Annotated in this window: 14 protein-coding genes and 7 tRNA genes; 19 read left to right on the forward strand and 2 right to left on the reverse strand. The window is 35.5% G+C overall.

The window, feature by feature from the left end; genetic code table 11:
• Window positions 1-104: 104 nt before the first annotated feature.
• From JOD07_RS12845 to rsmI, 15 genes are all read left to right on the forward strand, one after another.
• Window positions 105-181: transfer RNA gene (locus JOD07_RS12845), tRNA-Asp, on the forward strand.
• Between the two features lie 14 nt (window positions 182-195).
• Window positions 196-268 (forward strand) — tRNA-Val (locus tag JOD07_RS12850).
• Window positions 269-312: 44 nt separating this feature from the next.
• Window positions 313-385 (forward strand) — tRNA-Thr (locus JOD07_RS12855).
• A 6-nt stretch (window positions 386-391) separates the two neighbouring features.
• Window positions 392-476: transfer RNA gene (locus JOD07_RS12860), tRNA-Tyr, on the forward strand.
• An 11-nt stretch (window positions 477-487) separates the two neighbouring features.
• Window positions 488-564, forward strand: a tRNA-Met gene (locus JOD07_RS12865).
• A 1-nt stretch (window position 565) separates the two neighbouring features.
• Window positions 566-641, forward strand: a tRNA-Phe gene (locus JOD07_RS12870).
• 18 nt (window positions 642-659) lie between these two features.
• Window positions 660-732, forward strand: a tRNA-Lys gene (locus JOD07_RS12875).
• A gap of 247 nt (window positions 733-979) precedes the next feature.
• Window positions 980-2,380 carry an aminotransferase class I/II-fold pyridoxal phosphate-dependent enzyme gene (locus JOD07_RS12880; protein WP_204614250.1) on the forward strand — a complete coding sequence of 467 codons (1,401 nt, stop codon included), beginning with the start codon at window positions 980-982 and terminating at the stop codon, window positions 2,378-2,380.
• A complete protein-coding gene (gene tmk, locus JOD07_RS12885) occupies window positions 2,377-3,033 on the forward strand; it encodes a dTMP kinase (RefSeq protein ID WP_207756968.1) in 657 nt (218 codons plus the stop codon). The genes JOD07_RS12880 and tmk overlap by 4 nt, the downstream gene beginning before the upstream one ends.
• Window positions 3,005-3,334 (forward strand): cyclic-di-AMP receptor, encoded by a 330-nt coding sequence (locus tag JOD07_RS12890; protein WP_158741737.1) that lies wholly within the window; start codon window positions 3,005-3,007, stop codon window positions 3,332-3,334. The genes tmk and JOD07_RS12890 overlap by 29 nt, the downstream gene beginning before the upstream one ends.
• 20 nt (window positions 3,335-3,354) lie before the next feature.
• A complete protein-coding gene (locus tag JOD07_RS12895) occupies window positions 3,355-3,798 on the forward strand; it encodes a YaaR family protein (RefSeq protein ID WP_158741736.1) in 444 nt (147 codons plus the stop codon).
• A gap of 68 nt (window positions 3,799-3,866) precedes the next feature.
• Complete coding sequence (gene holB / locus JOD07_RS12900; RefSeq protein WP_158741735.1) at window positions 3,867-4,877, forward strand: DNA polymerase III subunit delta'; 1,011 nt, start codon at window positions 3,867-3,869, stop codon at window positions 4,875-4,877.
• A complete protein-coding gene (locus tag JOD07_RS12905) occupies window positions 4,852-5,718 on the forward strand; it encodes a PSP1 domain-containing protein (RefSeq protein WP_158741734.1) in 867 nt (288 codons plus the stop codon). The genes holB and JOD07_RS12905 overlap by 26 nt, the downstream gene beginning before the upstream one ends.
• Window positions 5,702-6,451 carry a tRNA1(Val) (adenine(37)-N6)-methyltransferase gene (locus JOD07_RS12910; RefSeq protein WP_204614251.1) on the forward strand — a complete coding sequence of 250 codons (750 nt, stop codon included), beginning with the start codon at window positions 5,702-5,704 and terminating at the stop codon, window positions 6,449-6,451. The genes JOD07_RS12905 and JOD07_RS12910 overlap by 17 nt, the downstream gene beginning before the upstream one ends.
• 12 nt (window positions 6,452-6,463) lie before the next feature.
• Window positions 6,464-7,309, forward strand: a complete 846-nt coding sequence (rsmI, locus tag JOD07_RS12915; RefSeq protein ID WP_158741732.1) for a 16S rRNA (cytidine(1402)-2'-O)-methyltransferase — start codon at window positions 6,464-6,466, stop codon at window positions 7,307-7,309.
• 35 nt (window positions 7,310-7,344) lie between these two features.
• On the opposite strand, the gene JOD07_RS12920 is transcribed toward rsmI, so the two are convergent.
• Window positions 7,345-7,611 (reverse strand): AbrB/MazE/SpoVT family DNA-binding domain-containing protein, encoded by a 267-nt coding sequence (locus JOD07_RS12920; RefSeq protein WP_158741731.1) that lies wholly within the window; start codon window positions 7,609-7,611, stop codon window positions 7,345-7,347.
• Window positions 7,612-7,982: 371 nt separating this feature from the next.
• On the opposite strand from JOD07_RS12920, the gene JOD07_RS12925 reads away from it, so the two are divergent.
• Both JOD07_RS12925 and JOD07_RS12930 read left to right on the forward strand, forming a co-directional pair.
• A complete protein-coding gene (locus JOD07_RS12925; protein ID WP_158741730.1) occupies window positions 7,983-8,564 on the forward strand; it encodes a nucleoside recognition domain-containing protein in 582 nt (193 codons plus the stop codon).
• Window positions 8,561-9,094: a spore maturation protein gene (locus tag JOD07_RS12930; protein ID WP_158741729.1), complete on the forward strand. Its 534-nt coding sequence runs from the start codon at window positions 8,561-8,563 to the stop codon at window positions 9,092-9,094. The genes JOD07_RS12925 and JOD07_RS12930 overlap by 4 nt, the downstream gene beginning before the upstream one ends.
• A 145-nt stretch (window positions 9,095-9,239) precedes the next feature.
• On the opposite strand, the gene JOD07_RS12935 is transcribed toward JOD07_RS12930, so the two are convergent.
• The gene (locus JOD07_RS12935; RefSeq protein ID WP_204614252.1) at window positions 9,240-10,895 is read right to left on the reverse strand and encodes a phosphoenolpyruvate carboxykinase (ATP); all 1,656 of its coding nucleotides are present in this window, start codon (window positions 10,893-10,895) and stop codon (window positions 9,240-9,242) included.
• Between the two features lie 269 nt (window positions 10,896-11,164).
• Between JOD07_RS12935 and metG the strand changes: the two genes are divergently transcribed.
• On the forward strand, window positions 11,165-13,153 hold the full coding sequence (metG, locus tag JOD07_RS12940) for a methionine--tRNA ligase (protein WP_274596599.1): 1,989 nt from the start codon (window positions 11,165-11,167) through the stop codon (window positions 13,151-13,153).
• Window positions 13,153-13,911: a TatD family hydrolase gene (locus JOD07_RS12945; protein WP_158741726.1), complete on the forward strand. Its 759-nt coding sequence runs from the start codon at window positions 13,153-13,155 to the stop codon at window positions 13,909-13,911. Before metG ends, JOD07_RS12945 begins: the two co-directional genes overlap by 1 nt.
• The last annotated feature ends 205 nt before the right edge of the window (window positions 13,912-14,116 follow it).

A 14,116-nucleotide genomic window follows, 5' to 3' on the forward strand; every position in this document is an offset into this window, starting at 1 on the left:
GGTGAAAGCATGGTAACATGTTGAGCTGATAAGTACTAATAGGTCGAGGGCTTGACCTAAGAAAGCTTTAGCAGACAGTGTTTAGTTTTGAAGGTGTAGTATGTGGCCCAGTGGCTCAGTTGGTTAGAGCGCCGGCCTGTCACGCCGGAGGTCGAGGGTTCGAGCCCCTTCTGGGTCGCCATTATATATAATCGCGGGCGCATAGCTCAGCTGGGAGAGCACCTGCCTTACAAGCAGGGGGTCATAGGTTCGAGCCCTATTGCGCCCATCATTTTAGAATGAAAAATGAATATTAGTGCATAATAAGAATATGCCGACGTGGCTCAATTGGCAGAGCAGCTGACTTGTAATCAGCAGGTTATCGGTTCGAGTCCGATCGTCGGCTTTATGTGGAGGGATTCCCGAGTGGCCAAAGGGGGCAGACTGTAAATCTGTTGTCGCAGACTTCGAAGGTTCGAATCCTTCTCCCTCCACCATTTATTTATATCGCGGAGTGGAGCAGCCTGGTAGCTCGTCGGGCTCATAACCCGAAGGTCAGAGGTTCAAATCCTCTCTCCGCAACCATGCCCAGATAGCTCAGTCGGTAGAGCAGAGGACTGAAAATCCTCGTGTCACTGGTTCGATTCCGGTTCTGGGCACCATCTTTACATAATGAGCTTGGGCTACTAGCTCAGTCGGTAGAGCACTGGACTTTTAATCCAGGTGTCCCGGGTTCGAGTCCCGGGTAGCTCATCAAAAATCGTAAGAAATAGTTCTTACGATTTTTTTTATTGCATAAAAATGCTGTACTTTCACATTTATTGTACTTTATCGGTTTTGCCGCCTAAGCTTGGCGTGAGAATTTCGCAAGAGAAACTCTTTTTTGTACTTATTGTTAGAAAACTCAAGACTGTTATAATTGATGCTTACAGGGCTTGGCTAATATGTATTTTTAAGATATAATGAAATCAATAATTTATTTTTATATAGGATTGATTTTATGGCAGAAGCACCTTTATATGAAAGATTAATGCATTATAATAAAGAAGATATATATCCTTTTCACATGCCTGGACATAAATTAGGGAAGGTATTTTCTCCTTCTAATTTACTTAATTTAGATGTTACAGAAGTCAGAGGTATGGATAATCTATACGAGCCGGAAGAAGTAATAGCCAAAGCACAAGAATTAGCAGCAAAGACCTTCGGCGCAGAAGAAACGATATTTTTAGTGAATGGATCCACAGCTGGGGTTATAGCTTCTATCCTTGGGGTATGCGATCCTAAAGACCAACTCATTCTTGCGCGCAATAGTCATCATTCTGCCCATCACGGAATGATTTTAGGAGATATTACACCAAGTTATATTAATCCCAAAATGGTGAAGAAATACGGTTTATTAGGTGGGATTTCTTCAGAGGATGTAGAAGAAGCTATAAAAAAATGTCCAGAAGCAAAAGCTGTATTTATTACAAGTCCTACTTATGAAGGGTTCACTTCAAATATTAAAGAAATTGCTCGGATTGTCCATAAATATGATAAAGTTTTGATTGTTGATGAAGCTCACGGAGCTCACTTTAATTTTCATTCTTCTTTTCCTAAAACAGCTCTTAGTCAAGGAGCTGATATAGTCATTCAAAGTCTTCATAAGACTTTACCAGCTCTTACCCAAAGTGCCCTCATGCACTTTCAAGGCAATAGAGTAAATAGACATAGAGTAAAGCAAATACTTAGAATGATTCAAACCAGCAGTCCTTCTTATATATTTATGGGGTTGATGGATTTCCTTAGAAAAACATTGGACGAGGAAAAAAATCTTTGGTTTGAACCTTATTTTTCAAGACTTAAGGATTTAAGAAATGAGTTAAAGAAATTGGATCATATCATTCTTCTTGGAGAAGAATTAAACCATCAGTATGCTATTGAAGAAATTGATATTTCAAGATTGGTTTTTTATACTGGATATACCAATCAATCAGGGATGGATATTGACAAGCTTCTTAGGGACAAATACAAGATTCAAATGGAGTTAAGCAGTGAAATTCATTTTATTGGCATTACGACTGTAGGGGATACGCAAGAAGGGTATAAGCGTCTTTTAAATTCCTTAAGAGAAATAGACAAGAAATTAATCTTAAATCAAAAAAATGCCGATATAAACAATATATCGTATCCTCCATCAGAAATCATGATCTCTCCAAGAGAAGCTTTCTATGCACCAAAAGAAGTGATTCCCTTAGAAGATGGGGAAGGAAAAGTTTGTGCGAATTTCGTTGTATTTTATCCCCCTGGTATACCCTTATTATCTCCAGGAGAAAAAATAACAAAATTCCATATTGAACAGATCAAAAGACGAAAAAAAGAAAAGACAATAGAGGTTATTAGACGGGGTGAATTATGAGAGGATTATTTATTTCTATGGAGGGTTCAGACGGTTCAGGAAAGACAACACAGATCGAAAGATTAAAAGACTATTTTTTAAATAAAGGTTATGAAGTTATTATAACCAGAGAACCTGGGGGAACTTTAATCAGTGAGCAAATTAGAAATATTGTTTTAGATGTAAAAAATGAAGTTTTATCAGATATGACAGAAACCCTCCTTTATGCAGCATCTAGAGCACAGCATGTGGAAGAAAAGATCAAGCCGGCCCTAGAAAGCGGAAAGATTGTCATCAGTGATAGATTTGTAGATTCGAGTATTGTCTATCAAGGCTATGCAAGAGGGATTGGCATGGATATTGTGGAAGCTATTAATTCTTATGCCGTACAAGGATTTATGCCCGATATTACATTCTTTTTTGATATAGAACCAGAGTTAGCAATGAAAAGAAAAAACAGTCAAAAATCCTTGGATCGATTGGAACAGGAGCATATTTCATTTCATAATAAAGTATATGAGGGGTATAAAATCCTTCTAAAAAAATATCCAGAGCGTATAAAATCCATCAACGCAAGACAGAGTATAGACAATATCTACGAGCAAATTATAAAAGAAGTAAGCAGTTTATTAAAGGAGGATGCTTATGAAACTCATATTTGCGATCATTCATGATGAAGACGCCCACGGAGTAATGGATGAATTAAATAAAAAAGGTTTTGGAGTTACAAAGCTTGCCAGTACCGGTGGATTTTTAAAATCAGGAAATACAACGATCTTTATTGGAGTAGAAGAAGAAAAGGTTGATGAAGCTCTTAGTATTATAGAAAAGAAATGTAAAAGCAGAAAACAGGTAACAACAGCAAATTTACCACCAACCAATATAACGGAAGGATACATTCCTTATCCTATAGAAGTGACTGTAGGAGGAGCTACTATTTTTGTACTGGATGTAGACCGTTTTGAAAAAATCTAAGTTTTAAAGGGGAAAAAACAATGGATATGAAAGTCGGGCCAATTCAAACACCTTCTATACAAGCAACTAAAGAAGTAAAGGAAAAATCAGTAGAAAAAGATTTTGCCTTCACGCTTTTAAGCAAAATTGAGGAATCAGAGCTTCAAGAAAAGCTTGAAAAAATGTTAGAGGATATCACGGTCCAGGGTAAAAAATTAGCTGACCATATGGATATTAAAGATTTAAGAAAATATAGAACTTTGGTTTCTGACTTTATGAATGAAGTGGTATCGAGATCTCATAAGTTTTCCAGAGAGAATTTCCTGGATAAAAGAGGAAGACACCGGGTGTATGGTATTGTAAAAAAGGTTAATGACAATTTGGATGAACTGGCCCAGGAACTCATTAAAAAGGAAAAAGACCACTTGAAAATCTTAGAAAGAGTTGATGAAATCAGAGGATTGCTTTTGGATATAATAACTTAAAAATAGATCTATAAACTGCTGTAAAAAAACACAGCGGTATTTTTTTATCAAAAGATAGGAGATTTGCTATGTATACATTTGAAGAAATTATTGGTCATAGAGGAGTCATTCAAAATCTCCAGCAAGCGATTGAACACAATAAAGTATCTCACAGTTATATTTTTGACGGCATTTCTGGTGTTGGTAAAAAGATGATTGCATTTACTTTTGCCAAAACGCTTCAATGTTTGGAAAAAGGAACTGCACCCTGTAATAAATGCAGTTCGTGCAGAGCTTTTGACTCAGGAAATCATCCTGATGTTTTTTTTATCGATACAGATAAAAAGAATTTAGGAGTAGATGAAATCAGAGACCATATTCAAAAAGATATAGAAACAAAACCCTATAAATACAGGTATAAGATTTATATAGTGGACAAGGCGGACAAAATGACCGTGCAGGCTCAAAATGCCCTTTTAAAGACCATAGAAGAGCCTCCTTCCTATGGAATCATTATGCTTATTTCTACGAATTACAAACAATTTCTTCCCACTATTATATCAAGATGTTCCCTTATAAAGCTAAATCCTCTGAAGCCAGGAGAAATAAAAGATTACTTTAAAAGTACTGCTGTAGATCCTCATATGATTGATCTATACATTACTTTTTCCGGTGGAAGTATTGGCGCTATTAAAAACATGATGGAATCAGAGCATTTTTTGGAAATCAGAGAACATGTCATAAGATGGACTAATGAAATTCACTCAGGAGATTTAATGAAATTGTTTGAAATCCAAAAAGAAATGGAAAACTATAAAGAAGAAATAGATTTTGTACTGGATTTAATGTATGCTTGGTATAGAGATATTTTATTTCTAAAGCAAATGGGTAATAATCCATATATCATTAATAAAGATAAAGTTGATGTTTTGTTGAATACAGCTATGGTCTTATCTTATAATAAACTTGGCAAAAGTTTGGATGCAATAGAAAAAGCAAAAAAACAACTCAGGCAAAATGCGAATTTTCAACTTGCTTTAGAAATTATGTTACTACATATAAAGGAGAATGCACATGAACGTAATAGGAGTTCGTTTTAAGCGAGCAGGAAAAATATATTATTTTGATCCCGGTGATTTAGAAATAGAAGAGGGAAGTCATGTTATTGTAGAAACTGCAAGAGGTGTAGAATATGGAACGGTTGTTATAGCCAATCGAGATGTTCCTGAAGAACAATTGGTTCATCCCTTAAAAAGGGTGATTAGAATTGCAACGCCGGAAGATGATGAGACAGAATTTGAAAATAAAAGAAAAGAAAAAGAAGCTCTTGAAATATGTAAGCAAAAGATCAAAGAGCATAATTTAGAAATGAAGCTCATAGATGTAGAATTTACTTTTGACAATAATAAAATTATGTTCTATTTTACTGCAGAAGGAAGAATCGATTTTAGAGAACTGGTAAAGGATTTGGCGGCAATTTTTAGAACAAGAATAGAACTGCGTCAAATAGGAGTCAGGGACGAAACAAAAATGATGGGAAGCATAGGTATCTGTGGAAAGTCTCTATGTTGTGCGAGTTTCTTGTCAGAGTTCCAGCCGGTATCTATAAAAATGGCTAAAGAGCAGAATTTGTCCTTAAATCCTACAAAAATTTCTGGTGTTTGCGGAAGACTTATGTGTTGTCTGAAATATGAAGAAGAAACCTATAAAGAAATTAATGCGAAACTGCCTGATGTAGGACAAGAAGTAATGACTCCTGACGGTAAAGGAACTGTATTATCCGTTAATGTTCTTCGCCAACTGGTAAGGGTAGCAGTTGTTAAAAAAGAAGGAGATACGGAAGCTGGTGTATATTCTGTAGATGTCCTTCAGTTCACACCTTCTCCCAAGAAAAAAGATGAACAGGAAATAGAAGAGATCTATGATGAATTTACAGAATAATATTTTGCTTAGGGAAGGGGAAAGGATCGATGACCTGAATTTAAAAGGTTATCAAATCATTCAAAACCCCAAATTCTTTTGTTTTGGGATGGATGCAGTTTTACTTTCCGCCTTTACAGAAGTCAAAGAAGGAGATACAGTACTGGATTTAGGCAGTGGAAATGGCATAATACCTATGTTATTAGAAGCAAAGACTAGAGGAAAAAAATTTATCGGTCTTGAGATTCAAGAACAGAATGTGGATATGGCAAGAAGAAGCATTCTGCTTAATCATCTGGAAGACAAAGTAGAAATCCATCTTGGGGATGTTAAAAAAATAAAAGAGTATTATAAAGCCGAATCCTTTGATGTTGTTACATCCAATCCCCCTTATATGAATGCAGAAGGGGGACTAAAAAACTCCCATGAAGCAAAAACCATAGCAAGACATGAAGTGCTTTGTTCTTTAGAAGATATTATTTATGCTGCTTCTTATGTATTAAAAAATAAGGGCAGCTTTTATATGGTTCATCGTCCCCACAGATTGGTTGATATTATGGTGCTTTTAAGAAAATATCGTCTTGAGCCGAAAGCATTACAAATGGTTCATCCTTATATCGATAAAGAGCCTAATATGGTCCTTATAAAAGCGGTGAAAAATGCAAGAGCCTTGCTTAAGGGTTTAAAGCCTCTTATTATTTATAATGAAAAGGGTCAGTATAATGATGAAGTAAAGGAAATATACAATGAATAAAGGGGTAGCTCAATGCCTGGAACATTATATTTATGTGCAACACCTATTGGAAATTTAGAAGATATTACATATAGAGCGGTAAGAATTTTAAAAGAAGTGGATTTAATTGCTGCAGAAGATACAAGACATACAAAAAAACTCTTAAATCATTTAGAAATTACTACACCATTAACCAGTTACCACGAGCATAATAAGGCCGCTAAAGGACCAATATTGATTGAGAAATTAAAAGAAGGTTTAAACATCGCTCTTGTAAGTGATGCTGGAACTCCTGGAATATCCGATCCGGGAGAAGATCTTGTACGCCTTGCCCATGAAAATAATATTTTGGTTACGCCAGTACCGGGGGCCTCTGCGGTAATCTCAGGGCTTATTATATCGGGACTTTCTACCAGAAGATTTATTTTTGAAGGTTTCTTACCTACGGACAATAAAGGGCGAAATGAAAGGCTTAGAAAACTTTCTAATGAAGACAGAACCATTGTACTATATGAGGCTCCCCATAGGCTTTTAAAAACCTTAGAAGCCCTTTATGAGGCCTTAGGCAATAGAAAGATATCCATCGTAAGGGAACTTACCAAGCAGTACGAGGAAGTCAAAATAAGCACCATAGAAGAAAGCATAAAGTACTATCAGGAGGTTTCACCAAAAGGGGAATTTGTTTTAGTTATTGAAGGATTATCCAATGAAGCAATCAATGAAATAGAAATAAAGAAATGGGAAAATATTAGCATCGATGAACATGTCAGATTGTACATAGATCAAGGTAAAACTCAAAAGGAAGCCCTAAAGCAAGTGGCTAAAGACAGAGGGCTCAGTAAAAGAGAAGTTTATCAAATCATTCATCAAATCAAATAAAGAACAATAAAAAAAAGCCAGCTTCTGGCTTTTTTTTATTGTTCTTTAAGTTCCATTCCTGCTAATCTTACAAGTTCAATAATTGTTTCTTTAGAGATTTTCTTACCTTTATAGTCAATTAAATCTTCCATGCTACCAGTAAAAATGTCTGCTGGTTCATATTTCTTTAAAATGATTTTGTCGTTATCAACGAAAATCTCCAAAGCATCTTTTTCATGGATGTCTAAATTTCTTCTCAATTCGATAGGAAGCACCACTCTTCCTAATTCGTCTACTTTTCTTACAACACCTGTTGATTTCACGCTATATCCACTCCTCTAATATTTTGTTTTTCGACATTATATTACAATTAAAGAGTACCATAATTAACAATAAAAGTCAACACTATTTTTAAAATATAAAGAAATACATACAATAATAGTTATATAAGTAAGTTAAATAAGTCGATTTTTGGTGCAAAATGTTAAATTTTTGACATTTGGATTAACATATAAATGATGAGTTTCATTTTTTATTAAATATATCCAAAAATTAACTGGAAATAATCAAAACGGCTAAAATTCGACAAATATACTAGTCGTACTGTAAAAACTATATCTACAGCTTGTTCATATTTTTGCGGCTTGTACATATATATAGAGAAGAAACTATACAATTTGAATGGGGGGAGAGTATGTTAAATTATTTATGGGGATTTATGATTGTAATTGGTATTATCGTTGCTGCATTTACAGGAACTATGGGAGATGTTACTCAAACAGCAATTAATTCATCCAAGGAAGCTGTGCAGATCTGTATTACTTTATTAGGAGTACTGGGATTTTGGATGGGAATTATGAAAATAGCAGAAAAGTCAGGGCTTATTTCCAGTTTGACCAATAAGATACGACCAATTTTACGTTTTTTATTTCCAGATGTTCCTGATGGCCATGATGCTCAAAAATATATTGCTACCAATTTGATTGCCAATGTATTAGGACTGGGATGGGCAGCTACTCCTCCGGGATTATTGGCAATGAAGGCATTGCAAAAATTAAATCCTAAAAAAGATGAAGCCAGCAATGCCATGTGTATGTTTCTGATTGTAAACATTTCATCTGTACAGCTTATTTCAGTCAATATTATTGCCTATAGATCTCAATATGGTTCTGTAAATCCTTCAGAAGTTATAGGGCCTTCCTTACTTGCTACCTGTGTTTCAACTTTGGTTGCAGTGGTATTTGGGAAACTTATGGAAAGGAGAAAAAGAAGTTGAAATGGGTTTTATATATTTCTGATTTCATGATTCCTCTTATTATATTTGGCATACTTGTTTATGGATTTCTTAAAAAAATCAATATCTTTGATGTATTTATAGAAGGGGCAAGAGAAAGCGTCAATACTATTTTAACGATTATGCCTACTTTAATTGGACTTATGGTAGCTGTAGGGATTATTAGAGCTTCTGGAACCTTGGATATGATCGAAAGGGGACTAAAGCCCTTACTTAAATTTACTTCTTTTCCGTCGGAGCTGATTCCTCTTACGATTCTAAGGAGCATTTCATCTTCTGCCAGTTTGGGATTAGTTCTAGATTTGTTTAAACAATATGGGCCGGATTCATTCATAGGAAGGCTTATTTCTGTTATGATGGGATGTACGGAAACCATTTTTTATACTATGTCTGTATATTTTATGTCTGTTGGAATTAAAAAAACAAGATATACCCTCTTAGGAGCCATTCTTGCTAATCTGGCAGGAGTTATAGCTTCATTTTATATCACAATATGGGTTTTTGGAAGATAAGAAAGCGTTTAGCTGGTACACCTCTTGTGCCGAGCGCGGTCGACAAAGCTGATAAAATACAATAGGGGCGAGAATACATCCGGAGGGCTTTTTAATACATAGAAAAATGGAATAAATAAAAGGAGCCATTGGCTCCTTTTATTTATTATTTTAATTCGCTTACAACTTTCTTAAGTGCTGCTAATGCGTCATCAGGAAGCTTGTCAAATCCGCCTTTTTCTGTTGCTCTGGATTCAACGAATCTGATTCTGTCTTCCATTCTCTTCTTTAATTGATCTACATATTCAGCATCGTTTAAGTCAGGAACATAACCTTCAACTTCCATGATTTCGATATCAGAGAAGTTACCCCATGGTTTGAAGTTAGCAGTTCCTTCGATAATCGCTTCTAATACACCTAATGTAACAGCAGGAGTTACTTTCTTATCTAAGAAAGAACCTGTATTTAAGATGTAACAGTCTACATTTCTGTCTTGGAATAAAGCTTTGAATTTGTTGTAGTCATCAGCTAATGGGTATGTTCTGAATGGGTTAGCATATGGTTCTACAACTAATGCATTTGGATCTACTCCAGGAGCAAGTCTTTCAGCTGTTGTTCTCTTTGTAGCCAATGTAGCTCCCATTACAGAAGCAAGTTCAGCGCCTTTTAATTTAACAACAGGAGGAAGTGTTGGGTCTTTCATGAGCCAGAAGATTGCATTAACTGGTTCATCAAACTTGTCTACACGATTAGGTGACCATAATTTAGATTTAACAGCACGTCCATTTCCGTTGCGGATATCTTCGGTAACGATAACTACTTTTCCGTTTTCATCAACAGTAGCACCATTGTTTTGTACGGTTAATAAGTATTTATTGTCTTCGAAGGTTAATGGATAGTCTTGAGTTTTATCGAAGTAAGCAGGTTCTAATGCAACAGAAGAACCATCTACAGTAGAAATAACGAACGCATCGTCATGAAGAACAGTGATATCATATTTGTCATTGTGACGAGCATGAGTAATAGTAGATTTACCGGAACCGGACAATCCAAATACACCAGCAACGAATTTTCTTCCGTCAGCTAAGTTATAACGTTTTTGACCGCCATGGCAGGATGCATATCCGTTACGGTTTGCAATAGCCCATGCTAATGTAAGAGTACCTTTCTTGTGTTCACCGAAGTATCTCATGCCAAGAAGTGCAGCACAGTTGTGTTCTGGATCAAAGCATGTAAGACCCATTGGATGATCTGGGTGAGACCAGGTTGGATCAGAGAATACGTAGATATCTCCTTCATGTTCTAATTTTTTGGATCTTTGATACATATTGAAATATTCATCAGTTATATATTGGAAGTTAAGCATCCAGGAATACATAATGTTTTCTTGACCTTCTGGAATTAAAAGATGAGCTTTTACCATGAAGTCTTCATGAAGTCCTACATAAACTTCAGCATGATACATTTTTTTATAGCGAGTTTGATAAACAGCTTCACTGATTTTAAGAGCATATTCTGCAGTGTTTACTCCAGGTTCACCGATGATTTTTCTTGCAGAAGCGGCACGGCCACTAACAGCACCATCGTTAAAGAGCAATACTTTAGCGTCTGAATCTAATCCGATTGCTTCAGGATTATAAACAGGCATATCGGTTACAATGGTTCCGGGAGAAGCAGCAGCTAATTTGTATGCTTCTTTTAAAGATGTCACTTTAACAACATTGTTGCCATAGAAAGGGGTTTCAATGGTTGTTCTGATTTGAGAAAAAATAGGATTATTTGATCCAATTTGCTCTCTTGGAAATTTTGCTTGAGTTGCCATAAAAAAAAGCCTCCTTATTCATTTTATTTATGTAATTATAATAGAGAAAACTAAAGATAATAGGTAACTTTAAAACTTTCCCCATTATAATAATACATCTTTTATAGAATTAGTCAAGAAATAATAAAGAATTTTAAATGATAATTACTGGTATATAAATGTTATAAAACACCTATACTTTAAATAAGTTTCACTATATTTCATAAGTATTTTGCATTTTTCGTATAAAGGCGATATAATAATTTTTAGCAAATTTAATCAAACTATACATTAAACAGTGGAGGGTTAATATGAGTAAAAAAACTTATTATATTACAACGCCTATTTACTATCCCAGTGATAAACTTCACATTGGCCATTCCTATACAACCGTTGCAGCGGATGCTATGGCAAGGTATAAAAGACTTAGAGGATATGATGTGAAATTTTTAACAGGAACTGACGAACATGGTCAAAAGATCGAAAGAATTGCCAAACAAAAAGGAATGACACCGAAAGCGTATGTCGACTCTATTGTAACATGGATTAAAGAATTATGGAAGATAATGAATATCAGTTACGATACTTTTATTCGTACAACAGACGATTACCATGAAAAAACCGTTCAAAAGATTTTTAAAAAGTTATATGAAAAGGGAGACATATACAAAAGCTCCTATGAAGGCTGGTATTGTACGCCCTGTGAAACTTTCTTTACAGAAAGACAATTAAAGGATGGAAAATGTCCGGACTGTGGCAGAGAAGTAGAAAAAGTAAAAGAAGAAAGCTATTTCTTCAGATTGTCAAAATATCAAGACAGACTGATCGAATACATAGAAAGTCATCCTGAATTTATCCAACCTCAAACAAGACAAAATGAAATGATTAATAATTTCTTAAAACCTGGACTGGAAGATTTATGTGTTTCCAGGACTTCATTCAAATGGGGAATTCCTGTGGAATTTGATCCCGGTCATGTCGTATATGTATGGGTGGACGCATTGTCTAACTATATCAGTGCCCTTGGATATATGTCTGAAAACGATGAAGAATATAAAAAATATTGGCCGGCAGATGTACATTTGGTAGGAAAAGAAATTGTACGTTTCCATACCATTATATGGCCAGCACTTTTAATGGCTTTGGATGAGCCTCTTCCAAGACAGGTTTTTGGCCATGGATGGCTTGTTATAGACGGAGGCAAGATGTCAAAATCCAAGGGAAATGTGGTTGATCCTAAAGTATTGGTGGATCGTTATGGTTCTGATGCGATCCGATACTTCTTACTTAGAGAAGTTGCCTTTGGACAGGATGGAAACTTCACCAATGAAGCGCTGATCCAAAGAATTAACTCCGACCTTGCCAATGACTTTGGAAATCTTTTATCAAGAACTGTGGCCATGGTGGATAAATACTTTAATGGAACCTTGCCATTAAGCAGAAAAGCTACAGCATACGATGAAGAATTAAAAAACCTGGCTCGTGAGACCGTTACTAAAGTAGAAGAATATATGGAAAAACTCTTATTTAGCGATGCACTTACAGAAATTTGGAATCTTATCAGAAGAGCCAATAAATATATTGATGAAACACAGCCTTGGGTTTTGGCAAAGGATGAAGAGAAAAAAGACGAATTGGCTAATGTATTGTATAACTTAGGAGAAATTCTTCGTATTGTTTCCATTATTGTAGAACCCTTTATGCCGACAACTCCAAGAAAAGTATGGGAGCAGCTCTCTCTTTGTGAAGGAGAAAATACCACCTGGGACAGTGCGAAGACTTGGGGAAGTCTTCCACAGGATTTCACCGTTAAAAAAGGAGAAATACTCTTCCCAAGAATCGATATGAAAGTGGAGCTGGAAGCATTAGAGGCGGCACAAAATAAAGCCAGAGAAGAATCTGTAGCAAAAGCAGAAGAGAAAAAAGAAGAAAAAGAAGAGCAGCAAGTAACGGAGTATATATCCATTGATGATTTTGCAAAGCTGGATCTTAGAGTAGGAGAAGTCATTCAATGCGAGAAAGTAGAAAAAGCGGACAAGCTTTTAAAGTCTCAGATTAAAATTGGTAACGAAGTTAGACAAATCGTATCCGGTATTGCCAAATACTATACTCCTGAAGAAATGGTGGGTAAGAAAGTTATCGTAGTATGTAATCTAAAACCTGTAAAACTAAGAGGAATCTTGTCAGAGGGAATGATCTTGGCGGCTTCTGATGAAAATGGAAATCTCGTTTTGGCATCAACTGACAAAGATATTGAAAGCGGAGCGAAGGTGAAATAATGTATTTTGAATCCCATGCTCACTATGATGACGAAGCGTTCAATGAAGACAGGGATGAGCTTCTTTTAAGTTTAAAAGACAGTGGAATTGGCTATGTTATTCAAAGTGCCGCGAACATTTCTTCATCCAAAGCGGGAATAGAACTTGCGAAAAAATATGATTTTATATACTGTGCCATAGGCGTTCATCCCCATGATACAGAAGAGCTAGACGAGGAGAAATTTAAGGAATTAAAGAGCCTTGCGGCAGAAGAAAAGGTTGTAGCCATCGGTGAAATAGGCCTTGATTATTATTACGACAATGCTCCGAGAGATTTGCAAAAATATTGGTTTGAGCGGCAGATGGAATTATCAAAGGAAGTAAATTTACCTGTCATCATTCACAGCAGAGAAGCAAGCCAGGATACTTTTGATCTCATTGAAAAGGTAAAGCCTGTAGGAGGCGTGATTCACTGTTATTCCGGCAGTGTCGAGATGGCAAAGGAATATGTAAAAAAAGGTTTCTACATTGGAGTGGGAGGAACAGTTACATTTAAAAATGCCAAAAAAGTAGTTGAGGTTGTAAAGGAAATCCCTCTATCATCTATTTTGATTGAAACTGATGCGCCTTATCTTAGCCCTGTTCCTCTCAGGGGAAAAAGAAATGACTCCAGAAATTTGAAATATGTTGTAGAAAAAATTGCAGAAATTAAAGATATTACCTCCGAAGAAGTTGCCAGAATCACGATGGAAAACGGAAAGAAATTATTTAAAATTTGAGAAAAATTAAGTTTTGATTACAAAAATGAATATGAATAAGCAAAAACCAGAATATGTAAAGAGGCTTCAAAGCCTGATATATTCTGGTTTTTTTAATATGTTAAGAAAGTATAAATTAATATTTACAAAATAATAAAGGAGTTATGAATAAAATGTTAAAAATGCGTCAACACTAGTGTTTATAAGGGTTTGAGAGATTTATTAC

This window comes from Defluviitalea raffinosedens, assembly GCF_016908775.1.
GTDB lineage: Bacteria > Bacillota > Clostridia > Lachnospirales > Defluviitaleaceae > Defluviitalea > Defluviitalea raffinosedens.